This is a genomic window from Lysinibacillus sp. NPDC086135, from assembly GCF_044746345.1.
Taxonomy (GTDB): Bacteria; Bacillota; Bacilli; order Bacillales_A; family Planococcaceae; genus Lysinibacillus.
Map to the genome: position 1 here is coordinate 66,239 of NZ_JBIVCA010000016.1, position 25,807 is coordinate 92,045.

Genomic DNA, 25,807 nt, shown 5'->3' on the forward strand with positions numbered 1-25,807 from the left:
AAAAAGCAGCCCCAAGTGAATCGCTTGAGACTGCCTTGATATATTATTTTTTTTTCGTATAATCAAACAAACATCGCGCATGGTCTTGCACTACTTCTACAAAAGCCTCTACTTGTCGTAATTCAAATGAAGATTCATAGCCAATTAACCAAGTATCACGCGTTATACCAAATTCTTTTTCATTATTCGTTAACGCTATTTTATTAATACCATCATGATCATTTAAAGTAATGGAAGGTAAAATAGCATAACCAATGCCGTTCAATGCCATTTGCTTACAAATTTCAATCTGATCAACTAAAATTTGTTTTCGTGGATTTGAAGCGAAATGCTGTTGCCACCATTGTTGAATTTCCTGATAGTAATTGGAATCACTTTTATATTGAATAAAAGGTCGGTCTGTCGTCAAGACGTCTTCTATAGTTTTTAGCTCTTGATCTACTAAATAAAGGGTGTCACGAAATAGGTGAATTTTTTCCCCTTTCCAATCAACCTGCCCACGTACAATCCCTATATGAGCCTCACCTTCATAAAGCGCTTTTACTATTTCAGAACTCCAGCCAGTCATAAGAGAAATTTTTGCATCAGGATATTTCGATACAAAATCCTTTAATATTATCGGAAGCCAGTTTTGGCCGACAATCGATGCACAGGCGATTTTCAATGTCCCGTTTACTTTCGTCGTTAATGATTGGATTGTTTCAAATATCTCTTCTTTTTTGCTGAGCATTTCAGTTGCATAGGCAATAATAAGCTCTCCAGCAGGTGTCGCCGTAAGTCCTTTTTGCGAACGAATAAATAACTGCGCACCCCAGTCCTTTTCAATAGTCTGCAACCGTTGTGAAAGTGCTGGTTGAGATAAAAATAAACGTTCTGCTGCTTTACGCATATTACGTTCCTCTGCTAGTACTTTTAAAATTTCAGCCTCCGTTGCCATCAATCAGTAAACCTCCGATACAAGCAAAGAGGGCCTCATGATTTTCATCTGAGTCCCCTCTTAAACTACTACTCTTTTTGATAAATATATTTTTTCAATTGCTTTAATATAACACGTCTCGTTAAAATTCCCGCAAATGTTCCTTCTTCGTCTATAACACATAAAAAGGCGTGATTAATAACTAAGTCGAGCGCTCGCTGAAAAGTATCCGTCAACTTTAATACAGCGATATCTTTCTCCATTATTGTATCCACTTTAATATCGGGTAGCTTTTCATATTCAATATGTTCTAGTCCAAGAATGGATTCAGTAATCATTTTCATACTTAGTAAACCTTGAAGTCGATATTTCAAATCTAAAACAGGTATTGATGAATACCCTGTACGTGTAAGTACTAGGAGTGCATGTTCCGCACTATTTCCAATTTGTACATGCGCAACCTTTTCAGATGAAATAATAAAATCACTAATTGGCATTGCTAATAAGTCTTTGCTGTTAGTTGAAATCATGAACTTCTTCTCCTTTTCTGTCCTCGCTTTGCAGAACAGGATGCTTCCCTTTTATCATATCATAACTATTCCTTTTATGACCACGACAAGGCCGAGAAGAGTTTTTATAAAGCAACGAATTATTTTAGCATTTTGAACAAAACTAAGTATCGAAAGTGCATATATACGAGGGTTTTGAGGGCAATGGAGAAATATCTTCATTCAGCCTCATATTTATGCATATGAACTGAATGAAGATATTATTTACTTAATAGCCAGCCTTACTCCAGTAATAAAAAATCATTATTCCCAAAAAGAGTAAAAAAATGATGTATACCCAAACAACTGGGTTGAGCATAGTCGCATACTCTTCAACGGTTTCAGAAATCGGCGTATCGTTTTCTGATTTCCGTTGAGACGTCATTTTAGCAATTTTCAGCGTCGACACAAGCGAAATGGCAGAAATAATCGTAATGGCAATAAGAGCCGGTATTAACCACATACCCATTCGGCAAAACTCCTTTCTTTACCCTTAGTATGCGTCAACTCGGCTCTCCATTATGCAAAGTTTTTGTTATCAATTAGCCTCCCATAATTGCCGCTGTCGCTTCGCTTTCGCGCAGAAAACATTTGCCGCTGCCGCTTTGCTTTCGCTACAGAAAACAATTGCTGAAAGAAGTTAGAATGGATACTGATTAAGCCATTGCCCGCCATCAAGTGTCACACATTCACCGTTCATATAGCTTGCTTTATTAGACATTATAAATGTAGCTAAATCTGCAATTTCTTCAGGAGTACCTATCCGGCCTAATGGAACAGAGTCTAGCGTACGAGCAGCTGCAGCCTCTGATTCCCAAAGCTTTTCCGCACCACCTGTACGCTCAATTGGACCAGGAGCAATTGCATTTACTCGAATGCCATATTGTTTCCCCCATTCAACAGCTAACGTTCGAGTTAATGACAATACACCTGCTTTAGCTGCCGCAGAATGAATAACACCAGCACCTGCATTCCATGCATATGTTGCAACCATATTAAGAATAGATCCATTAATATTATTTTGAATCCAGTACTTACCGACTGCCGAAGAACAAAAGAATGTCCCATTTAAAACAATATCAATAACAGTCTTCCAACCATTTGGTGATAAATCCTCTGCATGCACTATAAAATTACCAGCCGCATTATTCACAAGCCCATCAACTTGTCCAAACTTTTCAACAGCAAATGCTAGCATTGCCTCTGCATGCTCCGGTACTCGAACATCCATTTGGAACGTTTCAATCGCTTTTCCGGCCTCTAAAATAAAGGCTTTCGCCTCTGCTAATCGCTCCTCGTTACGACCTGTAATGACAACATTTGCCCCTTCAGCAACAAATTTCTTTGCCATATAAAGCCCCATGCCATTTGATCCACCCGTTATAATAATTGTTTTCCCCTGCAACATACGATTTCCCCCTTTTAAAAATGAATGGTGATTCATATAAATATTACTATATTTTCTCGTATATGTCATATTAATTCTGTAAAACAATAGGGGCAGTCCTGTTAGCAGAGATTCTTAAGTTGTGGGAGTATTTTACTGGCGCGCTGTTTTCGCTTCTCTTTCGCAGTTTTTCCATAACGCGCGGGGATCTGCTTCTCTTTCGCGAGTATTTCTCTGGTGCGCGCGGGTAGTAAGAACTAAATATAGTTAAAATCTTCAAGCTTTTTGAAGATTTTATGGTTTATCGGTAATGATAATAAATGTTTAGTTTCATCATGTTTACATCTTTATAATAAAAAAATTGCCCGATAATGATTTGAGCACTCTCAGATGTATTATGAGCATCTAGTAAAATGGAAAATTCCCAATCTTGCTTTTCATCGAGCCATACTAAACAACCATCTTCGTTTTTATATTGGCCTGCATCGGAGTTACCATATCGTCCAACAATAACATGGTTAATTTGATAAAGATTTGGGTGATCTATGAAGTTGTCTTGGCTACCTATCCAACTAAAATCTTCTATAGAATTACGCTCCAGATATGCTCTAATACGTGTACAAAGTTTAACAACTTCGCTATTGTCACCCATCGGAGCATCTTCCCAATCATATACATCATTTGGTCCCCAATACTGTTTAGGGGTGTTAGGATATCGGGGAGTTAAATGCATATGCAAATGTGGTACTGAATTTACTGAAGCTAATGAATCAATATGTTCTGTCTTTTCACACTCCATTATTGCCTTACTGACTCTAGCCATAATAACACCAAATGCTTTTGCTTCTTCTAGAGTCATATCTCCGAGAGTAGGGACTATTACAAATAAAACATTCCTCCATTACCCCCCACTCCTCTGTTCAAATTTTCAAAATAACATAATCAATAAAAAAAAAGTTACAAATTAAATATGATTTGTAACCCTATTTTAGACAGTTTCTTTTCGAAATTCTAAAACTCATAATGAAAGGCCATTTTATAAAGTTCCATAAGCTCTTCCTGTGTCGGAACCTTAGGATTATTTCCAGGGCTACCGCTAGCAATTGCATCAGCTGTCATTTTTGGGATAGCTGCGTAAAAGGCTTGTTCTTCAATTCCCCACTGTTTTAAATTCCCTATATCCATCTTCTTGCAAATTCCCTTTATCGAAACAATAGCTAAATCGGCAAGCTCCTCTAGAGATAACTGCCCATTATCTCTATTAAAAAATTTACCTAAATCCGCTAGTCGATCGACACAAGCATCCTTTGAAAATTCTAATACTGCTGGTAAAAGCATGGCATTTGAAATACCGTGGGGCACATGGAATAACGCTCCAATTGGACGAGACATGCCATGTACTAAAGCAACAGAGGCATTTGAAAATGAAAGACCTGCTTGCATTGAGCCTAGCGACATCGCTTCCCGCGCTTCAATATCATTACCTTGCTCATAAACTTTTAAAATATTATTAACAATTAACTCCATGGCTGATAGTGCCAGTACATTCGAATAAGGATGTGCTAAACGAGATAAATAACTTTCAATAGCATGACTTAATGCATCGATACCGGTCGCTGCAGTGATAGCGGGTGGAGAGGTAACCGTTAAAATCGGATCTACAATGGCGATGGTTGGCATAAATGCAGGTTGCTTAATCATCATTTTCACGTCATTTTTCGTATTCGTAATGACTGTTGCATCCGTGGCTTCTGAACCAGTACCAGCCGTTGTCGGTATCGCAATATGTGGGATTGGTGCTTGCTCAGCTATTTTTGCCATTTTCATATAATCACCAATGTAACCACCATTCGTTGCAACTACTGCGATTGCTTTCCCTGTATCGATACAGCTACCACCGCCGACGGAAATAATAATATCGCAGCCCTCAGATTGTAAATTATGAAGCCCCTCTGCTACATACGTATCTACTGGTTCCGTTGTTACGCCTAAATATGAAACCGCTTCTAATCCACTAGCTCTTAATAAAGCACTACATTGATTAACAAAGCCTAAACTATCCATTATTGGATCACTAATGATAAGAGCCTTAGTCCCCAATTTTTTTGCATAATCGCCTACTTCTTCAAAAGAATCTCGTCCATAAACGATCGTTCCTGGCGAATGAACCGTATAGATTGTTTTTGTTTGAATCATATCTAATCCTCCTAAGCTATTGTGCTGTATAACCGCCATCCAAAAGTATTGCTTGACCTGTTATACCCTTTGCGATATCACTAGCTAAATAAAGCGCAAGTCCTGTAACTTCCGATACATCTAGTAAACGTTTTTGAGGAACGAGTGGATAAAGCACCTGCTCAAGCACTTCTTCTACTTGAATTCCCCTTATTTTCGCCAAATCTGTAAACTGATTACGTACTAATTCTGTATCGACATACCCTGGACAAATCGCATTCACGGTTATCCCTTCAGTTGCAACCTCTAGTGCCGCCACTTTCGTTAAACCAACTAGCCCATGTTTGGCAGCATTGTAGCCTGCTTTACCTGCAAACCCAATAACGCCATTAATGGATGCCATATTAATAATGCGTCCAAACTTATTTTTCTTCATATGTGGTAAGACATATTTCATTGCTATAAAAGGTGCAACAAGCATCACTTTTTGCATGGATTCGAAGATTTCTGTCGCGAAATCCTCTATAAGAGAAACATGCTGAAATCCTGCGTTGTTAATTAAAATATCTATTGTCTTAAACTTTTTAACAGTAAAGTCAATCGCATCACATATTGCCTGTTCATTCGTAACATCACATGTGTATGCTGTTAATTGCGGATAGTGTTTAATTGCCTCCGCTAAAAGCTGTTCATTAATATCTGTTATCACGACATTTGCTCCCTGCTCAGCAAACGTTAGTGCCATGGATAACCCGATACCTCGGGCTGCTCCTGTAATAAAAACTATTTTTCCTTTCACGCAATCCCTCCTGGAGTAATAAATCCTATCTATGATTTGAAGATTTGAACATTTAAAAAGAGCTGTAAAAGAATACAGCTCTTCATTTGTATTAGTCGTTATTACTTGGGAATGCAAACGTAGATGCTGTCGAAGCATGCCCTGTCATCCAACGCTCTGATATTGTTTTTGTTTTTGTGAAGAAGCGTGCTTGATCTGGACCAAACATATGACCTTCTCCAAAACGGGAGCCTTTAAATCCAGCAAAGTTATGGTAGCCTACCGGGATTGGAATTGGTACATTCACACCAACCATTCCAACATCGATTTCTGTTGTAAATTTACGAGCTGCTAAACCATCATTCGTAAAAATGGTTACCCCATTTCCAAGCTCATGCTTATTAATAAGTTGGATGGCTTCGTCCAATGAATCAACACGTACAACATTTCGCGCTGGGCCAAATATTTCTTGTTCATAAATTTCCATACCTGGTTTTACGTTATCTAACAATGTTGGCCCTACAAAGAATCCTTTTGAATCTTTGACAATATCAAGTTCACGACCATCACAAACAACTGTTGCCCCTTCAGACTCTCCTCGATTGATCGCAGCAATAATCGCTTCCTTCGATTGCTGTGAAATGACAGGGCCAAAGTCTGTTTCTGGATTTGTATATGAGCCTATCTTCAAATTAGCGATTTTCTCCTTTAATATTTCAACAAGACGATCTGCAGTATCCTTTCCCACAGGCATAATCGTAGAAATAGCCATACAACGTTGAGAGGCTGCTCCATAAGCTGCTCCAATAAACGCATTTGCTACCTGATCAAGATCTGCATCAGGCATAACAACCATATTATTTTTTCCTCCACCAAGTGCTGTGACACGTTTACCGTATTTCGAGCCCGTTTCATAAATATATTTGGCAACTGGTGTCGACCCTACAAATGAAATTGCTTCCACACTCGGGTTTTCTAATAGTTCATTAACTGCATCTTTATCTCCATTTACTACCGTCCAAATACCATCTGGTAACCCAGCCTTTTTCCAAAGCTCGCTAACAAATAAAGCAGTCATAGGAACACGTTCGGAAGCTTTTAAAATAACTGCATTACCGACGGCAATTGCCATACTTGTTTGCGCTAAAGGCACCATGATTGGGAAGTTAAATGGCGAAATAGCCGCTACAACACCTAATGGATATTTTGCAGAGTAGGCATTAATGTCACCACCAACATTAACGGAGTACTCTCCCTTCATTAAATGAGGTGCATTGATAGCTAAGTCAACCGACTCTACACCGCGTGTAATTTCACCTTTCGCATCCTCAATTGTTTTACCGCTTTCCGAACAAATAATTTGTAAAAGCTCCTCCATATTTTCAGTTATAAGATTACGGAACTTTAATACAATCTCGGCACGTTTAGCTACTGACGTATCTCTCCATTGTGGAAATGCTGCCTGTGCCTTATCGATTGCCTCTCGAGTTTCTTCTACAGTAGCAAGTGGCACCTTGGCAATGACCTCACCCGTCGTTGGATTAAATACTGAACCGAAGCGTCCGCTTTTCCCTTCTACTAGTTCCCCACCAATAAAGTGTGTTAAAGTTTTAATGTCTTGTGCTGTTGTCATACTTCTAGTCCCCCTTTAAATTTGTCCAATTTTACATTGTTCTTTTAAACTTAAATAAGTTGCAGACATATCATTTTCTCCATAGCCCTGCTGAGAAATATCACTATAAAGCTCCACTAATTTTTCCCCGATTCGAAGTGGTACCCCTGCTTCTTCTGCCATATCTTTCGCTAGCTTCAAATCTTTTAATAATAGATTTGTAGAAAAGCCTGGCTGATAGTTGTCGTTTTTCATGTACTCTAAATAATTACGTTCATAAATACGGCTTTGACCATAACTATTACTTAATACTTCATACAGCGTATCTGCATGAATACCCATCTTTTCACCAAGCACGATTGTTTCAGCGACTGCTTCTGTATAGAATCCAATCATTAAATTATTGAGTAATTTAATACGTGTACCTACACTTGGGGATGTACCTAGATGGTAAATATTTTTTCCTACTATTCGAAATATTCCAGACCCAGTTTGATAATTTTCCTCTTCACCACCAACCATTATCGTAAGTGTTGCATTAATAGCCCCTATAACACCCCCACTAACAGGTGCCCCAAGATAACGTAATCCCAATGATTGTGCTTCCTTATGTAAGGAATCATTCAATTCGGGATTTACCGTACTAAAGTCTATTAATAAACTTCCTTTCTTAGCATGGTGCATTATACCCTGTTCAGATCTATATACTTGTTCCACTACTTGTGGTGTTGGCAAGCTCGTCATGATAATATCACTTTGTTCAGCAACCTCCTTTGCTGTTGGAAGCCCAACTCCACCTTCTTTTTTAAATTGCTCCACTGCTTGTGAATTCGTATCAAAGCCATATACCTTATAGCCAGCCTTTAATAAATTTACTGACATCGGTAACCCCATATTGCCTAAGCCGATAAAACCTAATTTCTCCGTCATTATTGACCTCCCCCTAACTTGAAAATTCAATGAACACTAGCCAAACTCTACTCTTTTATCGTAACATTAATAACGAGATTCTTTAATTGACCACAGTCATTGACCGCGGTCAATTAAATCATAATCAAAACAAATCCATCTCGTCAATTAAAAAATTTTATATTTTCAGAATATTTTTTGTGGAAAATATCTTAAAATACTTAAAATTGGCTCATCATCATAACGTGTGGTTGATTTCCATTCCTACCGGGCGCTTTAGCTGCCGCTTCGCTTTCGCACAGAGCGAAGCTTCCTGGGGGCGTCCGATGAGTCGCTTGGGGCATTTGTGCGAAAGCGTAGTGTAACGTAGCGGCAGCAACACGATGTTGGTCACGAAGGCGTTATCACAGGATGTGATGCTCTTAGCCTTCGTTCCTCTATTGCTAATCCCCAAGGAATCGCCAGTCTTCACTCCAATCTACTAATATACATGGCATATGCTTTAACAACTGTCATCCACAACATTTGGTGATGAGCCTTAAATATGGAGGTAAAATCGAAATATGAATTCATTAACTAGTCGACAATTAAAGGCATTAGAAACACGGGAAAAATTACTCAAAGTATCATTAGATTTATTTAATAAACATGGATTCGAGCATGTATCTGTTGAGCAGATTACTAAAGCATGTAATGTATCAAAAGGAACATTTTACACACATTTTCCATCCAAGTACGATGTTATTTTAGAAAAATTTAAAGAGCTAGATAGTTTTTATGGCTCTGTGAAAAAAAATATTGATCGTACATTGCCGCCCAGTGAAAAAATTTTATTGCTCTATAAAGAACAAATGAAGTATTTAACAAATGTTGTTGGAAAAGATTTATTACGAACAGTGTATACTGCTGCAATGACAAATCAAGTGGAACAAGATCATTATTTAATAAATCCACAAAGAATGATTTTCCAAATTATGAACACTTATATCGAAGAAGGTATTCAACTTGGCGAGTTTCGTCAAGATTTAGAAGTTAGTCAAATTCAAGCAATTATTCAGCGTTGTATGCGTGCAAATGTCTATGATTGGTTAATCCATAATGAAGACTTCGATTTATCAGCAGAAATGGTGCAATTTACAGCTATTGTGTTAGATGGATTGAAAGTAGAAAATAACTAGCTAAATTTAAAAGAGTTTGCTCATGTGGAAACTTATTGCACTCGGGTGAAGTCATTTTCTAATCCGACTGTATCTCCGTTCGTTCAAGTTGCCCGGAAAACTGCTCGGGTAAAGCCACTATTCGATCGGATAGCTAGGAGATTTGATCAGGTTTGACCCTTATATGATCGGGTTGAACGGTGAGGTGATCAGGTCAAACTCTAAAAAAAGTAGCACTTCATCCAATTCACGATGAAGTGCTACTTGACTTGTTTACATTAGCTGACAAAATATTTATTAACAATGGTTTCTACAGGTAATGGCTTGTTATATAAAAAGCCTTGGCCTTTTTGGCAACAATGACGTTTTAAGAAATCAACCTGTGATGGCTCCTCGATCCCTTCAGCAATGACCTCTAATCCCAAGTTATGAGACATTGAAATAATGGCCTTAATAATTGCCTCATTTTTATCATCTTTCGTAATATCAGCTATAAATGATTGATCAATTTTTATGATATCTATCGGATAACGCTTTAAATAGCTTAAAGATGAATAGCCTGTTCCAAAATCATCAACCGAAACATAAACACCTAATTGCTTCAATTCAGTTAAAATTGAAAATGTTTCATGAACATTCGTCATGGAGCTTTCGGTAATTTCCACCTCTAATAATTCAGGTGGCACATTATACTTTTTCAAGGCCGTTTTAATTTTCCGAGCAAAGTTCTCTTTCCTAAATTGTTTTGGTGAAATATTGATGGCAATTCGCACTGGTCGATAGCCCTTCATCTGCCACTCTTTTTGATAGCGACATACCTCGTCAATAATCCAATCACCGATTTCAATTATTAAACCGGATGCCTCCGCAATAGGTATAAACTGTGCAGGAGACACAAAGCCAAATTTTCGATTATTCCATCGTAATAACGCCTCAAAACTATTGATGCTGTTATTCATTAAATCCATTTGTGGCTGTAAATGGATACTTAGCTCATTAAATTCGATAGCACGACGTAAATGGGCCTCCATTAGCGCTTCATTTGGAAAAATAGTTGTCATATCTTCACGATAGTAACGGTAGTGTGAACGCCCATGCTCTTTTACAGAAAACAATGCTTTATCCGCTTTACGTACAAGTGTTTCTAAATCCTTGCCATCTGCTGGACTGAGTGAAATACCAATTGACACGCTAATAAAGTATTCCTGCCCATCAATCATAAATGGTTGCTTTAATGCGTCTAAAATAGCATTAGCCGTAAGTTCAATTTTGTTGACGGTTGCATCTTTTAGCACAAAAATAAATTCATCGCTATTATAACGATAAAGCGAGCATTTGGAGTAACAGAGCTCACGAAGTCTATGACTAAACATTCGCATAAGTTCATCACCCTTACTTTCACCAAGGGATTCATTAAACTTTTTAAAGCGATCAATATCCACTAAAATAATAGCTGCTTGCTTATTATGCTTTTTACCATTTAAATGCTGAAGCCAATGCTCCTTAAAAGCCTTGCGATTCCATATACCCGTTAATTCATCCATTAATGCTAGGTAATAAAAGGCCTCATGATCATTCATAAATGAAGTGGCTTCTTTCACAAATAAGTGTACACCTATAATTTCACCATTAAAATACGTTGGATGCGTTCTTAAATAAAATGGTTCTTTACTTAGCAATTGACCTTTAAACATACATTGGGGCATACCAAATGCTGAGCCCTCAATAGTTTTTGCAAATAATAATTTAAATTCGTTGATATACTTACTCTCTAATAATGAAAAAATATTTTGGCCTATCAAGCTTTGATGTTCTTTTGACAATAGAGAAGTGGCAACAACGTTTTGGTGAATAATGCGACCTTGTAAATCAGTTGTTAATACCGGACTTACGTGCTGTTCCACAAATTGCAAATACGGTACTACCTCATTCTGTTTCTCCCGTAGAATAACGGCTATAACTGATTTTTCTAAGGGCAGTACACGAACAACAAATGTTTTTACTGTGTGCTCCGTACTTTCCTTTAGATTTTGGTCTTTATTAAATTCTTGTTGTAATATATTTGATAATTGTAGCCAACATTGCTCCGTAAAAAATTGTTCTGCGTTGGTGGCTTTCACATCTTGTAGCTTAATAAATGACGGTAGCTTTTCGTTAAAATTTACGACTTCAAACGCTTTTGTATCAACTTTTTTCAAACATACGATTGCATCAAATGGGTTGAGTTGTATGAATTGATGATAGTCTGCAAATTGCGCTACACTCTCTTTATATTTTTTCATTATATCCCTCACTAAGTAGCGTGTTTGCTTTATTCTTCGTCTAGCGTAGGTTTTAGTGCATCCTTTAGGAAAATTTCCTGACTATTAATCGGATCTTCACCACGGTCAAACTCTTTATAATGATATTTTCCATTGGAGTCTTGAATCCGAGCTTTTGCTGTATCCTCAAGTTGTGTATTCATGATGTTAATAATACGAGCTTTTGCTTCGCTTGCATATACAGGGAATAAAATTTCCACGCGTTTAATCATATTACGAGTCATCATATCTGCAGAAGATAAGTATACTTTATTTTCCCCATTATGATGGAACCAATAAATACGAGAATGCTCAAGGAAACGACCAACAATACTCGTTACTGTTATGTTTTCACTAATTCCAGGGATGCCTGGTCTAATGCAACAAATACCACGAATAATAAGCTCTACTTTCACACCTGCAATAGACGCCTCATACAGCTTCATCATTAAGTCTTTGTCCGTTAGTGAATTCATTTTAGCTCGAATAAAACCATTCCCATGCTTTTTATGACAAGCAATTTCTTCATCCATTAATCGAATAAATTCATCTCGAATATCAAATGGCGCAACGACTAAATGATTAAAAGTTGGCTTTTCTGTATAACCGCTTAAATAGTTAAAGAAGTTAGTAGCATCAATGCCAAATTCCTTATCTGTTGTTATTATACCCATATCTGTATAAATTTTTGCAGTTGCATCATTATAATTTCCTGTCCCAAGATGTACAAAACGTTCAATTTTTCCATTTCGACGACTTACAACAAGCGTTATTTTCGAGTGTGTTTTTAAGTTATTCATACCGTAAATGACCAGGCAGCCAGCTTGCTCAAGTTGCTTTGCCCAATGCACATTATTTTCTTCATCAAAACGTGCCTTCAATTCAACTAACACTGTTACCTGTTTACCATTTTCCGCAGCGAACTTTAATGCTTGTATAATAGGCGAGTTCCCACTAACACGATACAATGTTTGTTTAATGGCTAAAACGTTCGGATTAATGGCCGCTTCTGAGATAAAATCTACAATTGGCGCAAATGACTCATATGGGTGATGGAAAAATATATCTTGTTGCAGAGTTTTTTCAAAAATATTTTCATCCGATTGCAAATCTAATGGTGGCTGTGGAATAAAGCTTTCATATTCTAAATGTTCCCGACCAACCGATATGCCTTTTACAAACGAGAACATAAATGTTAAATCTAGCGGTCCATCTATATGAAAAACATCTGTTTCTTCAATTTCAAATTCTTCTAGTAAATATGTAAGAACTTCCTCGCTCATCTCGCCCTCACGAACTTCTAGACGGCTGCCTACACCCCATTTACGTTTTTTCAACTCTTTTTCAATTTCTACAAGTAAATCTCTTGCTCCTTCCTCATGAATCGTTAAATCAGCATTACGCGTCAAACGGAAAGCCTGTGCTGATTTGACACTGTAACCATAAAAGAGCTTTTCGATATGCGCTACAATCACGTCTTCTAATAAGACAATAACTGTCTCTCCATCTGCTGATGGTACTTTAATATAACGATCTAAGACAGATGGAACTTGTACGATCGCTACCTTTTCACGATTTTCTAAGTCGGTTTCATCTTGCTCTAATAAAACAAGTAAATTTAAAGTTTTACCAAGCAAAGTTGGGAAAGGACGATAAGCATCTACAGCTACGGGTGTTAAAACAGGGAAGATGGTTTCTGCAAACATTTCATTGACGAATGCTTTCTGTGTGTTATTTAAGTCTTTCATGTCTGCAATATGTACATTATGTTGTGGTAATAAATCATATATTAAATGTCTATAAACTTCAGTTTGTCGGCGCACTAATGCCTGAGTTCGCTCTGCAATTTTTGCTAATTGTTCTTTTGGTGTTAAGCCTGACTTATTTTCAGGCTTATGGAATCCTGCACGTACCTGATCCTGTAGACCCGCAACACGCACCATAAAAAATTCATCTAGATTCGAGCTAAATATCGCCAAAAATTTCAATCGTTCTAGCAGAGGATTGTTGATATCCTCTGCTTCCTCTAAAACTCGTTCGTTGAAGGCTAACCAGCTTAATTCACGATTATTATAGTATTGCGGCTTAGCGATTTCCTCTAGTAAACGACCTTGTACTTCTGTTAAATTCCCTTCACCTAACTGATTATTCGTAACTTCAGTTGTCATAATTGTTCAACCCTTCTTCAATAAAGTTTATTTTTATAGGTATTTTTAGTGCGCGTTCTAGATGTTTTTTATGTCGATTTGCTTGATATTTTTCAGCGGCCGCATTATGTTTTACATAGATGTTAAGCTGAACATAATCCTCTTTTGTTTGCATCTTAATGGTACGTACTATCTTTCTTTTAGATACATTTAACGCATAGACAAATTTTAAAAGTGCGCCAAAGTCTCGTATTTTACGATACTCCTCACGACTCATCCATTCTGTAAAAGGAGCTGCGAATAGCTGAAAATAATCTTTATTTTTATACGAGGCTAAAAGTGCTAATTTCACACGCTCTTTATGATTTAGCCCATCGATAGATTGGTTCGCAATTAAATAAAAGGTATGCTGACTCGCCGAACTTAACTCAATATACTCCCCTATATTAAAAACCTTCGCTGCTTTCGCCAATAATTGCAAATCTTTTGGATTATGTTGTAAACAACCGAAGCGACAGCATTCACGGTACAATTGATCCGTTAAACGCGTCAAATAGTCCACTTCTTTTTCAGTTCGACCATACTGACGAGCCAATCTTTTAGCGTTTCCCTCAAACACATTGTATTTATCAAACGCACTTTTATCTGTTTGCAAAATACGCTGTATAATGAGCCCTTCTCGCAAACCCTTCTTTGTTATTTGGAACAACTTACTGCCGACAACCTCCATTAACACATTGAAAACCTCTAGTGCAGGAGCGATGATGTCCGCACGATCTGCCGAAAGCCCATCTAACTGTTTCAATTCATTAAAACTTAAACTACCTAAAAACACACTGAGCTCAACTAAATTTTCCTTAGTCATTTCGTAGCCATGTACACTTGCTATTGGATATGCATGTTTTTGCTGATGAATTTGGGCAATATTTCGAGCACTACCACCAATGGCGATAATCGGTAAACCGATATCCTGAATCCATGGAAGTGATGTGAACTGTTCTTTAACAAATGCAATGAGTTCCTTTTTTTCACTACCATTCATAATCTCGCCCTTTACAAAACGTTGCTTTAAAGAAACTGTGCCAAAAGGAAAACTATAAGATTTCTGTAGGTCTTTATTTTCAAAAAGCGTTATTTCTGTACTACCACCACCAATATCAATAGTTACAGCGGACTTCGTGCCTATTGAATGCGCTACAGCAACAAAGCCATAATATGCCTCTTCTTCTTCAGATAATAGCTCTATTTGAATGCCTGTTCGTTCTTTCATTAAGGTAATAATTTTTGCTCTATTTGTTGCCTGACGGATTGCAGCTGTTGCAGCAGCTTTAACATCAGTCACTTCAAAATCATCGAGCATTGCTTTAAAAGTCAATAATGTTTCTTTTAATACTTGTATACCTTCTTCAGACATTTCACCAGAGGGCTGTAAATATGTACGTAAACGTGCAACTGTTTTAATATTTCCAATCTCACGAAGTCCCTCTTCTTTATCGTATTGATACAATACTAATCGAATGGTGTTAGAGCCAATATCGATGATAGCCGTTTTTAATTCATTCAAATAATCACTTCCTTAACGCATACATTCATACTATTTACTAATCGTTTAGCCTCTTCGGTCGTAGATACAAACCTGTGGGCTCTTAGCTTGCCAGTGTCAGGATACTCACGTCAAAGTTTTATAGACAAGTTGGCCCTTATTATTTTGTTCCTAGCATCATTTATCTATACAAAAAAGCCGGAGCCTAAAAGGCATCCGACTTCTTAAAATTATTAATATACTTTCAGGATACCCATTATTATTATTGTGAAGTACCTTAATCTCTATTGTTAAACCCTAATAAAAACTTATTTTTATAAGATAAGTTGATCTATACGTAAAATAAGCTCCGCAATTTCAGGCTTACTAATTTGATCCTCTGCACCTACTTGGTCACCTTTATGACGAAGATCATCCGTAATTAAGCTTGAGAAAATAATAACTGGAAGCTTTTGGAGGTCTGGATGCTCTTTTATTTTACGTGTTAAATGATGCCCATCCATTTGTGGCATTTCAATGTCTGTCACAACTAATTGAATATGCTCAGCTACTTCGTTACCACCTTTGACGATAGTTTCAAGATATTCATAAGCATCACGACCATTTTCAAAGAATTCAACATTCGCATAACCTGCCTCATTCATAGTATCGAATAAGAGCTTACGTAGTAACGGTGAATCTTCAGCAATTAAAATTCGTTTTTCAGAGCGCTCACGTTTACCGAGCTTTTTAACGGATTCTACACTAATACCAGAATCCGGATTTATATCCACCATAATTCTTTCGAAATCTAGTAATAAAATCATTTGTTCATTTTGCTTAATAACACCAATTACTTGTGATGTTCCTCCTTGATACATATCAGAAGGTTTCTCGATTTGATCCCATGAAATACGGTGGATCTGCGTTACATTATCTACATGGAATACTACGCGCTGTTTATTAAACTCAGCTACAATATATTTTTGCTGAGGACTACGCTCTGCCTTTTGAATACCTAACACTCGAAGCATATCAACTACTGGTAAAACCTCACCTCGTAATTGAATTATCCCTTCTACATGCGGGTGCGCGTGTGGAATAAATGTTACTGGAATCGGTTGAATGATTTCCTTTACTTTAATAACGTTAATACCAAATTTATTGTTCGCTACTTCAAATTCAACAATTTCTAGCTCATTTGTGCCACTTTCTAACAATATACCTTTATGTTCCAAAGCAACCCCGCTCCTTTCTCCTCAACTACAATTTAATATAATTTATAATTCAATTGTATCATAGGCAATACATTTCTCCTACTTGCTTTTTCCAATTTTATTGTGAACATGGGTTGTTATCATAACATTGGGTTGATTTCCATTCCGACAGGGCGCTTGACTGGGCATGCATACGTTTTTTCAAATATCATCCCCAACTTTTGAGCCATTAACTTTCAGATGTACCAATAGCCCAATTATCGTCATCACAATTAATGTCGATAATGCAACACGACTTGCTAGCGTTCCGTAATCTTTCATCCATAATGTGACCGTTCCATAGACTGCCGGCCCAATAATGGAGGATACTTTACCCGAAAATGCAAATAAGCCAAAAAACTGACCCCGTTTGTCTTCTGGAGACAATTCAATAATATATGTTCTAGATGTTACCCACATGGATCCTAGTGATACGCCAAACATACTACCTGCAAGCCAGAACATCCATTGCTCTGTCGCAAAGACAGCAAATGTTAAAGCGACAATCATTAATAGCGCCACCACGGTAATCGCACGTTTGGCTCCTATTGCTTTTGTAATATAACCAAATGTAAAAGAGCCTATAATAGTTGAAACCGTAGACACTAAGTAAAGCACGATAAATTGACCCGACGTCAAGCCAACAATCGTTGTTGCATATACAGCCATCATTGCAATGGTTGTTGCAATGGCATCATTTAAAAAGAAATAAGCAATCATAAAGGTGAAAATAGTTTTATATTGCTTCATGTCTTTAAAGGTTTGAACAATTTCCTTATAGCCATCTAGGAATTTAATAGGCTTGCGCTGAGACCTTGAAATTGGTGTATCCTTATTAATAAAAAATAATGGCAAAGAAAATAACAAATATAAAATTGCAGTTGGAATAAATGCTCGATGGAATCCACTATTTCCTACATACAAATAAACAAGTAATCCAAGAATTGTACCAAGATATCCAATCGCTACCCCATAGCCAGAAATAAGGGGCATTTCTTCTTTTGTCCCTAAATCACTCATCATTGAATCATAGAACACTAGACTTGAATTAAAGAAAAATTTTGCGATGATAAAGCTAACTACAACTAAAAATAAACTAAGTGGCACACCTGAATAATTTGTTGACGTCTGTAGATTCGCAAAAACACCCATCATAAAGGTGGAAAAGATAGAGATAGATGCAAACCACACTATAAATCTCTTTTTATAGCCCGTATTATCTATCCATACACCAAAAAGTGGTGAAAAAATGACGAGGAAAAAGCTGGCAATGGCATTCGCATAAGAAATAAACGTGCTTGCCACCTGCTGCATTACCTCATTGGTCCCTAAAATTTCATCCATATAAAAAGGGAAAAATATAGTATTAATATTTGAAGAAAATATTGTATTCGCAAAATCATAAAATGCCCACGATAAAATTGGCAATGATAAATAAAGAGCTAACTGGCTCCGATGCTGTGCGTCTACTACTGAATTCCGCTTCATAAAACCCTCCTCCCTATTCTCTATAATATTAAATAATCTCCCTCATGTAATAAAAAATACCTCTTATTTAAAGAAAATTTACACTATTTACAATATACAATTATTTTTTATTACCTAACACTTTTGAATAAACGAATTTTAGCCTTAGCTGCGGAATACTAAAGATTACAACTTCATAATAAAAAAATATCCAAGCCCCCTCGCTTGGATATCCTTTTTACTATTCTTCTATATCTACCCACGTAGAAGACCATTTTTCAATTGCTTTTAGGACCGGCGCAAGTGCATGTCCTTTTTCTGTTAGCTCGTATTCAATCACCACTGGTGTCGATGGAATAACAGTGCGTTTCACAATGTTCTCGATCTCTAATTCTTTTAATCTCTCCGTTAATACGCGACTGCTAATACCCATTTGTTTTTTAATTGTTGAATACCGTTGAGAACCTTCTAATAACTGATAAATAAGCAGGGTATTCCAGCTATGATTTAAAATTTTTAGCGCCTTTTCAAATCGTGGGCAAATTTTTTTTTGATCCAATTTACTTGCCTCCTAAGTACTTCGTTCTTATATAAGAGTATATCATTTTTATGAAAATCAGTTTTAAAAATAAAATTAAGTTACTTGACAAAACTTGTTTTTAAAAATAAACTAAGTTACGAAATGTAAGTAAAAAAACAAAAGGAGTTTATTATACTATGCAAAATATCGGTTCAACTATTTTACGTGTGGTGCTTGGCTTTATTTTTGCCGCTCACGGATATCAAAAGTTTCAAGGTGGTATCGGCTTTACAGCTGATTATTTTGATGCCATTGGTATTCCAGGCTTTATGGCTTATATTGTTGCCATTATAGAACTAGTCGGTGGTGCTGCAATTATTCTAGGTTTAGGCACAAGACTTTTTGGCGCTTTATTGACAGTGACTATGATTGTTGCCATTTTTACAGCGAAGCTTAGTGTTGGCTTCATCGGTGAAAACGGCTTAGCTGGATATGAATTTGATTTAGCTTTAGCTGCAATTGCTTTATACTTCGCACTTGCAGGAGCATCAAGTTTTTCTTTAGACGCAAAACTTTTTGATAAAGAGTAATGTTTCGTAGTTAACTATTTTCTGTGTGTTAGTGAGCTGCCTCTTTATCAAATACAAAACCCGAAGCATCCATCCTTTCATAAGATGATACTTCGGGTTTTCTAAAAGTTAGAATTCTTCGCTCTTTATAGTCAGTATTTTATTGATACGCCTTTAAAAGAGCCTGTGTACCGTTTTCACCATAGCCCGCTTCCACTAGTTTTTCATACATATCATAAGCAAGTGCTAGACCTGGTAATGTAATCCCCATTTTTTTTGATTCGTCTAAAGCAATTTTCATATCCTTTACAAAATGCTTAATATAAAAACCTGGTGCGTAATCTTCTTTAATCATACGGGGTGCTAAATTACTTAACGACCAAGAGCCTGCTGCACCAGACGAAATGGATTGCAATACTGTTGGTAAATCAAGCCCAGCCTTTAAACCGTAAGTAAGTGACTCACACACACCAATCATTCCTGCAGCAATAACTATTTGATTACACATTTTAGCATGCTGTCCTGCACCAGCTTCACCTTGATAAACAATATTTTCACCAAAATGTTTCATAACTGATAAAACTTTATTAAATGTAGCTTGGCTTCCACCAACCATAATTGATAATGTCCCATTTTGAGCACCAATATCCCCCCCAGAAACAGGTGCATCTAGCGCTTCCACCCCAAGCTTTTGGGCATGCTCAAAAATTTCCTTTGCCAATGTTGGCTCGGACGTGGTCATATCAATAACGATATTGCCGGGTTCAGCTGTTTGAAATAAACCATTATCTCCAAAATAAACTTCCTCTACATCTGCTGGGTATCCAACCATTGTAAAGGCAATTTCCTTATTTTTAAATGCTTCTGCTGGAGTACTTGCCCATTTTGCCCCTAGCGCTAAAAGCGGCTCCGTTTTCTCCTTTGTGCGTGTGTAAACTGTCACCTCATGACCATCTTTTAATAAATGCTTTACAATACTAGCACCCATAACACCAGTGCCGATAAATGCAATACTCTTTTTTCTCATATGTACATACTCCTTTGTTATCCAGGCTATCGATTCTACGTACCCAATCATTAGCACTTATTTTTATCTTCCAGTGTAGTCTAATAAGTGCGATAATTCAAACTCCTTTTATTATCTTGTACTAAATGCCTTTTGCTGGACACTCGCTGAAAGAAGTTAAATCAATTTCACCTAGAATAAAGATAAAAAAAGAGAGCACGTGATGGGGTATCACTGCTCTAAAGGGGGAAATGAGAATGTTGCTGTGTTCAAAATAAGTATTCTCCAAAAAATACTTTTTAAACATATTATTTAAAAAGTTTATACTCTAAATAAGGGAACATTCTTTCAATCTTCTTGATCTTCTTCTTCTTCAAATGCTGTCTGTCTATAATAAGTATTCATTAACTGATCTAATCTGCGACTCAGTTGAATGGTTTTTGCATTTTGTAATCCGTTCTCTACACCTGAGCGAATCATCATCTCACGAGTTTGCTCCATCTGTTTCAAGAGTAGATTGACCATTCATACAACCCTCCACACACAAATAATCATACCATTATTATACATTTATATTTCATTTCTTACAGCATTAACTTACGACAATGTTCGACAAATTAGCTTCTTGCAACTTCTTGATAAGTATAGATTACGCGTCCATTTTGTTTGGCCTCACCTCTAAAATGTTTAAATAAAGGATGTTTTACAAGCACTTCTCGAAACTCATAAAATTGTTCCTTTTCTATTTCTATACTTTTTAATTCCCCATTTTGTAATTGTTTAAGCATATTTTCGTATTTTTCCATTTTTTCTTTTCCTCTCTTCTCAATATTTTGTGTAATAGATTATGAATTATTCAAAAAAAGCTTTACGTTTTCCATTTTTTCATGCAAACTGTATATTATTAGTCGATGAAGGAGCTGACTGTCTGTGAAAATAGCTGAAGTTGGAAATATTATCGAGTTTAAAGATGGCTTACAAGGTATAGTAGAAAAAGTAAATGAAAATTCGGTGATCGTTGATTTAACATATATGGCGAATTTCGATTCCCTTGAAATTGAAGAAAAAACGGTCGTCAACCATAAACGTTACAAAATTTTATATGCAAACGAGGCTTAATAGTCTGAATAGTCCCTATTTGTCTTTATAGATGATAAGGGGCTTTTTTTTTGATAATATTAAAAGCATGGAGGTCGAATAATGCTTACAAATTCGAAACAAACAATAATATTGCTCCTTTCTTTATTATTCGTTTATGGCATGCTTGCATATACCTTTGCTAACCAAGCTGTATTTTGGTACCTATATGCATTTACTTTACTTGTATGTATTGCCATTGCCATTTTGGCTGGTAAAATTGAAGATCAGTTACCTACTTGGAAATTTTTACTTTTCGGTATTGGGTACGGTACAATAACATACGGTATTATACGCTTTGGCTATTGGCTTGCACCATACATTAATGATTCATTAGTACAGTCAGTACAAAAATTTTTAACAAACTATGGACCACAAAATATTTGGCACTATATTTTACTCGTATTCATTGTTGCAATTGGTGAAGAGATCTTTTGGCGTGGCTATGTTCAACAACAGCTGAAACGTTTTATGCGTCCTATTTTTGCTGTTATTGTAACTGCGATTTTATGCGCAATCTCTATTGCATTAAGCGGCTTTATGCTTGGTATGATCGCTGCACTTGTAACCGGCCTTATTTGGGGCTTTTTATATGAATGGCGTAAAAGTATGCCACTTGTTATTGTAACCCATGTAGTTTTTGTACTACTATTATTTTTAGTGTTACCTTTAACATGATAACATTAAAATTTGGAAACATTTTATCTTTACTAGCGTTTAATTAAGAAAGGGAGGGCTTTTCATGCAAAAAAAATTATTTTCTGTACCTGCATTATTACTAACAGCTGTTTTAGTCGTAGGATGTAATACTTCTGAAACAAAGGATTCTGATGCTCAAAAAAATGAGCCATCAAATACACCGACTGAACAGCAACAACCATCATCTAAGGATACAACTGTAGATGAATCGCAAGAAACGCCTGCATCAAATGAAACAAATAAGGACAATAAAGACAATACAACTAAAAAAGAACAAGAAGTTAAATATGTACAAAAAGGTGTAGACAAGACTGAAAAAGCAACGGAATCAAAAAGTGCTGATCAAGACTATAAAATACACCAACTACCTGGATTTACACTTAGCCAAGAAGAACCAGGTAAAGACATGTTAGTTTCTAATGACAATGCTGACGTATTTATGCGTATCGAATCTATTGATGCATCACAAACAAAATATGAAGATGCAAAAACATCTATGCAAGATTATATGAATGCTGTTGGTGAACCATCAAATTTATCTTCTGAGGATTTAGCTGCATTTAAAGATATTAAAAACATTGAGGGTTATGTTGTACATTTTAAAGAAGATAAAGAAAAAGTAATCGGCGTTGTTTTTGAAAAAGATGGTTTAATTACAAAACTAATAATTCACGATAACGACGAATTAGATTTAGCAGATGCTATGCTTAAAATGGCAGCAACTATTTCTAAAAAATAATTATTCAAATAAGACTGTAGACAAACTTGTTTGCTCTATAGTCTTTTTTATGTTGACTGTGTTATTTTTAATGCTGATTTTGATTTAAATTAAGATATATCTTCTAAACCAATCATTATAATTTTTCGTCATCAGCTATAGATTTATAATCTTTACAAGGATATAGAATATTCAGACTTTCTTATGTGATATAAACCTTTTTTAACGCGCTTTCCATCGGTTTGATTTCATACGATAATGTTCCATCTCTTTTTCTTTTGCATTTGTATTGTACGCTCTCCAACATTAACAAATGACATTAGAGCCAATCATATTATCATGTTTTCACAACACGCCCCATACAAGCTAATTTGGAAACAGTTGCTTTTGAGCAGTCTCTGGCAATGAGTACAAAAACTTGTTCTCGACTAATGCCGCTATGTTTAGCTTAGAGATTATAGCAAGAAGCTCAACAGGTTCCAAATAGTAACGTTCTTTAACAGAGCCTTTATTTTTAATAGGGTTTATAGCATAATTATGAGGCTGATTTTCGTTTCTGCAGGCGTTGTCCTATGAGCGACTAGGAACGATCACGTGGGCTTTAAGCACTCAGTATACTTAGTCCTTCGCCTGTGCTCGCTCCTGCCTTATCTATGACGCTAATGATTTAAGAGGGATTTGTTGGAGTACAATTTAACTTCTTCCAAAATAACGTAAAAAAGTTGCCTCAAACTCATTGAGACAACTTTTTTTAATAAGATAAGTCTTTAATAGACAGGCCTAATTTTTTTAATAAAGTGATAGCTTGGCCTTTTTCTTCAACAGATAATACACTCATCAATTCATGTAAATGCTGTTCATGTTTTGGAAATAGTTCTCCCATAAATGCTTCACCTTTGTCCGTAATTTCTGCATAGGTAACACGGCGATCTGATGGACATGAGACACGCAATAAATACCCTCTTTTTTCAAGTTTGTCAATGACATACGTAATAGACCCACTAGCTAGCAAAATTTTATTGCCAATTTGCTGTAATGGCTGTCTTCCTTTATGATAAAGAAGCTCTAATACAGCAAATTCAGTAGGATTTAATCCATTCTCTTGAAATAATTGATGGGTCATCTCATTAATCGCTTTATGTGCACGTGATAATACTATATATAATTTTAAAGATTGCTTTATATCTTCTGACGTCATATCCTTTTCCTCTCAATTCGCGTTTTATACATGCCATTATAGCGATATTAGAAAAGCATTGTCAAAAGCAATATTTGATTTTAAGTTTTTCACAGTGGTTTAATTTACCACTCAGACGCTTTTTATGTTACTAAATAAGCAGAATCTTTCGTGGAAACATCCATTGTATCCATCTGATTAAATGTGTAAATCGGGAATTGTAAGTGGAAGCATGTACCCTTCTGTAATTCACTATTCACACCTATTACACCTTCATGCTCTTCAATCACCTTTTTCACGAAAGCAAGACCTAGTCCTGTCCCTGTTGATTTTGTCGTGTAAAAAGGTTGGAATAAGTTTTGAAGGGTAGCACTGTCCATACCGACACCTTCGTCTTTAATCAGTAATTCTACAATCGCACAGTCAATAACATTCATTTCTACTGTGATCGTTCCACTATTATTCATGGATTCCATCGCATTTTTAATAAGATTCATGAATACTTGCTTTAAACGATTCTCATTGCCACCAATGTATACTTGTGTAGAAGGAGAAATGTATTGAATCATAATATTTTTCATAAGCGCATCTGGAAGCATAAACTCAATCACTTGCTTTACAATGTGATCTAGCTCTAATAATTCCACTTTCATACATGTTGGCTTGGACAATACTAAAAGCTCGGATAAAATTTGTTCCATCCGTTGAAGCTCACTATCGATGACAGATAAATACATGCGTGACTCTTCATCTGCATTTAGTTTTAACAATTCGGTAAAGCCCTTTAAAGAAGTTAATGGATTACGAATTTCATGGGCGATACTTGCAGCCATTTGACCGACAACATTTAAAGCTTGTTGATGTTCAACTTTATGTTGAAGTTGTTTCTTTTCTGTTTCATCATTAATGACTGTGACAATAATATTATTATATTCATCAAAGATACTCGAAATTTCATAATAGCAAGGGCTAGTAACTATAGTTTCATCAACTACATGAATACTTGCATGCTTTTCACCCATCAGTTTAGAAAGGTATGTTGTAATTTGACCCTTCTTCAATGTAAATGCATCGAATATGTGCTGATGTGCCTTATGAAGTAGCAGCGATTTTTCGGTTCTTAAAAACATTTCAGCATACTTATTTAGCCCAAGAATTATCCCGCTAGCGTCACTTATAATAACAGCATACGGTAAGTGATCATAAGCATTGAGAGATTGTGATCTCTCCTGCTCTTGACTAACATATAATTCATGAGCTATGTCATTATTTAACGTTGAAATTTGCGCAACAATTTCTTCTGTGTTTGGATCATAAAAACATTTGAAGGACATCATTTCATACTCATTACCATTTGTTTGAATATTGAAGATTTCTTCTGATCTTAAATCATTTTCTAATTGTTTAACGAATTTCGCCCAATTTAAATTAGATGGCTCGTCCATAGTTAAATAGCCAATATACGTTGAATTGAGATTAAAAAGTTTAATAGCCGCCTCATTCACGTTCAAAATTTTCCCTGCTTTATTAAGAATAAGTGTTGGTGACGAAGTACTTGTCATAAGATTTCCAAAACATTGATTAATATCATTTTGCTTCAACTTTCTCACCGAACCTTTCAAAAGAGTAAAAAACCTCTTAATCGAATTTTGAGCCTTTACTATACTTTATGACTGCACGAATCTATTATTACAAAATTTAGTAAATTTAAGTATAAAAATTATTTCACGAACTGTTCACAAAATAAATAGGCAAAAAGGATTATATTGTATGACAGCTACTTGACTGTTACAATTAGAAATTGAAA

The 25,807-nt window shown here is 36.1% G+C and carries 25 protein-coding genes and 1 pseudogene; 5 read left to right on the forward strand and 21 right to left on the reverse strand.

Annotation, left to right across the window (positions count from 1 at the left end):
- Positions 1 to 43: 43 nt before the first annotated feature.
- From ACIPKN_RS19240 to ACIPKN_RS19280, 9 genes are all read right to left on the reverse strand, one after another.
- The gene (locus tag ACIPKN_RS19240; protein WP_132357897.1) at positions 44 to 937 is read right to left on the reverse strand and encodes a transcriptional regulator CcpC; all 894 of its coding nucleotides are present in this window, start codon (positions 935 to 937) and stop codon (positions 44 to 46) included.
- 68 nt (positions 938 to 1,005) lie between these two features.
- The gene (gene cbpB, locus ACIPKN_RS19245; RefSeq protein WP_400939079.1) at positions 1,006 to 1,446 is read right to left on the reverse strand and encodes a cyclic-di-AMP-binding protein CbpB; all 441 of its coding nucleotides are present in this window, start codon (positions 1,444 to 1,446) and stop codon (positions 1,006 to 1,008) included.
- 247 nt (positions 1,447 to 1,693) lie between these two features.
- Positions 1,694 to 1,933: a hypothetical protein gene (locus ACIPKN_RS19250; protein WP_049668244.1), complete on the reverse strand. Its 240-nt coding sequence runs from the start codon at positions 1,931 to 1,933 to the stop codon at positions 1,694 to 1,696.
- Positions 1,934 to 2,104: 171 nt separating this feature from the next.
- Positions 2,105 to 2,872, reverse strand: coding sequence for a 2,4-dienoyl-CoA reductase (fadH, locus tag ACIPKN_RS19255; protein WP_400939082.1), 768 nt, complete (start codon positions 2,870 to 2,872; stop codon positions 2,105 to 2,107).
- A 280-nt stretch (positions 2,873 to 3,152) separates the two neighbouring features.
- Positions 3,153 to 3,710, reverse strand: coding sequence for an HIT family protein (locus ACIPKN_RS19260; RefSeq protein WP_400939085.1), 558 nt, complete (start codon positions 3,708 to 3,710; stop codon positions 3,153 to 3,155).
- Between the two features lie 152 nt (positions 3,711 to 3,862).
- Complete coding sequence (locus ACIPKN_RS19265; RefSeq protein ID WP_400939088.1) at positions 3,863 to 5,047, reverse strand: iron-containing alcohol dehydrogenase; 1,185 nt, start codon at positions 5,045 to 5,047, stop codon at positions 3,863 to 3,865.
- A 16-nt stretch (positions 5,048 to 5,063) separates the two neighbouring features.
- The gene (locus ACIPKN_RS19270) at positions 5,064 to 5,825 is read right to left on the reverse strand and encodes a 3-hydroxybutyrate dehydrogenase (protein ID WP_400939091.1); all 762 of its coding nucleotides are present in this window, start codon (positions 5,823 to 5,825) and stop codon (positions 5,064 to 5,066) included.
- Positions 5,826 to 5,916: 91 nt separating this feature from the next.
- Positions 5,917 to 7,437 (reverse strand): CoA-acylating methylmalonate-semialdehyde dehydrogenase, encoded by a 1,521-nt coding sequence (locus ACIPKN_RS19275; RefSeq protein WP_400939093.1) that lies wholly within the window; start codon positions 7,435 to 7,437, stop codon positions 5,917 to 5,919.
- 15 nt (positions 7,438 to 7,452) lie between these two features.
- Complete coding sequence (locus tag ACIPKN_RS19280; protein ID WP_400939096.1) at positions 7,453 to 8,376, reverse strand: NAD(P)-dependent oxidoreductase; 924 nt, start codon at positions 8,374 to 8,376, stop codon at positions 7,453 to 7,455.
- A 512-nt stretch (positions 8,377 to 8,888) separates the two neighbouring features.
- Between ACIPKN_RS19280 and ACIPKN_RS19285 the strand changes: the two genes are divergently transcribed.
- Positions 8,889 to 9,503 (forward strand): TetR/AcrR family transcriptional regulator, encoded by a 615-nt coding sequence (locus ACIPKN_RS19285; RefSeq protein WP_400939098.1) that lies wholly within the window; start codon positions 8,889 to 8,891, stop codon positions 9,501 to 9,503.
- Between the two features lie 257 nt (positions 9,504 to 9,760).
- Here ACIPKN_RS19285 and ACIPKN_RS19290 read toward each other — a convergent pair whose 3' ends face one another.
- The 6 genes from ACIPKN_RS19290 to ACIPKN_RS19315 all read right to left on the reverse strand — a co-directional run bounded on the left by ACIPKN_RS19290 (position 9,761) and on the right by ACIPKN_RS19315 (position 18,733).
- Positions 9,761 to 11,764, reverse strand: a complete 2,004-nt coding sequence (locus ACIPKN_RS19290; protein WP_400939101.1) for a putative bifunctional diguanylate cyclase/phosphodiesterase — start codon at positions 11,762 to 11,764, stop codon at positions 9,761 to 9,763.
- Between the two features lie 29 nt (positions 11,765 to 11,793).
- Entirely contained in the window at positions 11,794 to 13,950 is a 2,157-nt protein-coding gene (locus ACIPKN_RS19295) for an RNA degradosome polyphosphate kinase (RefSeq protein ID WP_400939103.1), read from the reverse strand.
- Positions 13,940 to 15,493 carry a Ppx/GppA phosphatase family protein gene (locus tag ACIPKN_RS19300; protein ID WP_400939105.1) on the reverse strand — a complete coding sequence of 518 codons (1,554 nt, stop codon included), beginning with the start codon at positions 15,491 to 15,493 and terminating at the stop codon, positions 13,940 to 13,942. The genes ACIPKN_RS19295 and ACIPKN_RS19300 overlap by 11 nt, the downstream gene beginning before the upstream one ends.
- Positions 15,494 to 15,786: 293 nt before the next feature.
- Positions 15,787 to 16,689, reverse strand: a complete 903-nt coding sequence (locus ACIPKN_RS19305; RefSeq protein WP_132357787.1) for a chemotaxis protein — start codon at positions 16,687 to 16,689, stop codon at positions 15,787 to 15,789.
- A gap of 180 nt (positions 16,690 to 16,869) precedes the next feature.
- Complete coding sequence (locus ACIPKN_RS19310) at positions 16,870 to 18,195, reverse strand: MFS transporter (RefSeq protein ID WP_400939108.1); 1,326 nt, start codon at positions 18,193 to 18,195, stop codon at positions 16,870 to 16,872.
- Between the two features lie 220 nt (positions 18,196 to 18,415).
- Positions 18,416 to 18,733 carry a winged helix-turn-helix transcriptional regulator gene (locus tag ACIPKN_RS19315; RefSeq protein WP_142509991.1) on the reverse strand — a complete coding sequence of 106 codons (318 nt, stop codon included), beginning with the start codon at positions 18,731 to 18,733 and terminating at the stop codon, positions 18,416 to 18,418.
- A 158-nt stretch (positions 18,734 to 18,891) separates the two neighbouring features.
- Between ACIPKN_RS19315 and ACIPKN_RS19320 the strand changes: the two genes are divergently transcribed.
- Positions 18,892 to 19,284: a DoxX family protein gene (locus ACIPKN_RS19320; RefSeq protein WP_400939112.1), complete on the forward strand. Its 393-nt coding sequence runs from the start codon at positions 18,892 to 18,894 to the stop codon at positions 19,282 to 19,284.
- A 139-nt stretch (positions 19,285 to 19,423) separates the two neighbouring features.
- Here the strand turns inward: ACIPKN_RS19320 and ACIPKN_RS19325 are convergent, their stop codons facing one another.
- The 3 genes from ACIPKN_RS19325 to ACIPKN_RS19335 all read right to left on the reverse strand — a co-directional run bounded on the left by ACIPKN_RS19325 (position 19,424) and on the right by ACIPKN_RS19335 (position 21,075).
- Entirely contained in the window at positions 19,424 to 20,290 is an 867-nt protein-coding gene (locus ACIPKN_RS19325; RefSeq protein WP_400939115.1) for an NAD(P)-dependent oxidoreductase, read from the reverse strand.
- A 327-nt stretch (positions 20,291 to 20,617) separates the two neighbouring features.
- Positions 20,618 to 20,794, reverse strand: coding sequence for an aspartyl-phosphate phosphatase Spo0E family protein (locus tag ACIPKN_RS19330; RefSeq protein WP_132357797.1), 177 nt, complete (start codon positions 20,792 to 20,794; stop codon positions 20,618 to 20,620).
- A gap of 92 nt (positions 20,795 to 20,886) precedes the next feature.
- The gene (locus tag ACIPKN_RS19335; protein ID WP_100544207.1) at positions 20,887 to 21,075 is read right to left on the reverse strand and encodes a hypothetical protein; all 189 of its coding nucleotides are present in this window, start codon (positions 21,073 to 21,075) and stop codon (positions 20,887 to 20,889) included.
- 124 nt (positions 21,076 to 21,199) lie between these two features.
- On the opposite strand from ACIPKN_RS19335, the gene ACIPKN_RS19340 reads away from it, so the two are divergent.
- The 3 genes from ACIPKN_RS19340 to ACIPKN_RS19350 all read left to right on the forward strand — a co-directional run bounded on the left by ACIPKN_RS19340 (position 21,200) and on the right by ACIPKN_RS19350 (position 22,844).
- The gene (locus tag ACIPKN_RS19340) at positions 21,200 to 21,388 is read left to right on the forward strand and encodes a YkvS family protein (RefSeq protein WP_142509994.1); all 189 of its coding nucleotides are present in this window, start codon (positions 21,200 to 21,202) and stop codon (positions 21,386 to 21,388) included.
- A gap of 81 nt (positions 21,389 to 21,469) precedes the next feature.
- A complete protein-coding gene (locus ACIPKN_RS19345) occupies positions 21,470 to 22,084 on the forward strand; it encodes a CPBP family intramembrane glutamic endopeptidase (RefSeq protein ID WP_142509995.1) in 615 nt (204 codons plus the stop codon).
- A 64-nt stretch (positions 22,085 to 22,148) separates the two neighbouring features.
- Positions 22,149 to 22,844: a hypothetical protein gene (locus ACIPKN_RS19350; protein WP_400939120.1), complete on the forward strand. Its 696-nt coding sequence runs from the start codon at positions 22,149 to 22,151 to the stop codon at positions 22,842 to 22,844.
- Positions 22,845 to 23,023: 179 nt separating this feature from the next.
- Here the strand turns inward: ACIPKN_RS19350 and ACIPKN_RS19355 are convergent.
- The 3 genes and pseudogenes from ACIPKN_RS19355 to ACIPKN_RS19365 form a co-directional block, all read right to left on the reverse strand.
- A pseudogene (locus tag ACIPKN_RS19355) lies at positions 23,024 to 23,271 on the reverse strand (IS1595 family transposase); the annotation flags it as partial.
- A 303-nt stretch (positions 23,272 to 23,574) separates the two neighbouring features.
- Positions 23,575 to 24,021, reverse strand: a complete 447-nt coding sequence (locus ACIPKN_RS19360; RefSeq protein ID WP_142509997.1) for a MarR family winged helix-turn-helix transcriptional regulator — start codon at positions 24,019 to 24,021, stop codon at positions 23,575 to 23,577.
- A gap of 122 nt (positions 24,022 to 24,143) precedes the next feature.
- Positions 24,144 to 25,505 carry an ATP-binding protein gene (locus ACIPKN_RS19365; RefSeq protein WP_400939207.1) on the reverse strand — a complete coding sequence of 454 codons (1,362 nt, stop codon included), beginning with the start codon at positions 25,503 to 25,505 and terminating at the stop codon, positions 24,144 to 24,146.
- Positions 25,506 to 25,807: the final 302 nt, after the last annotated feature.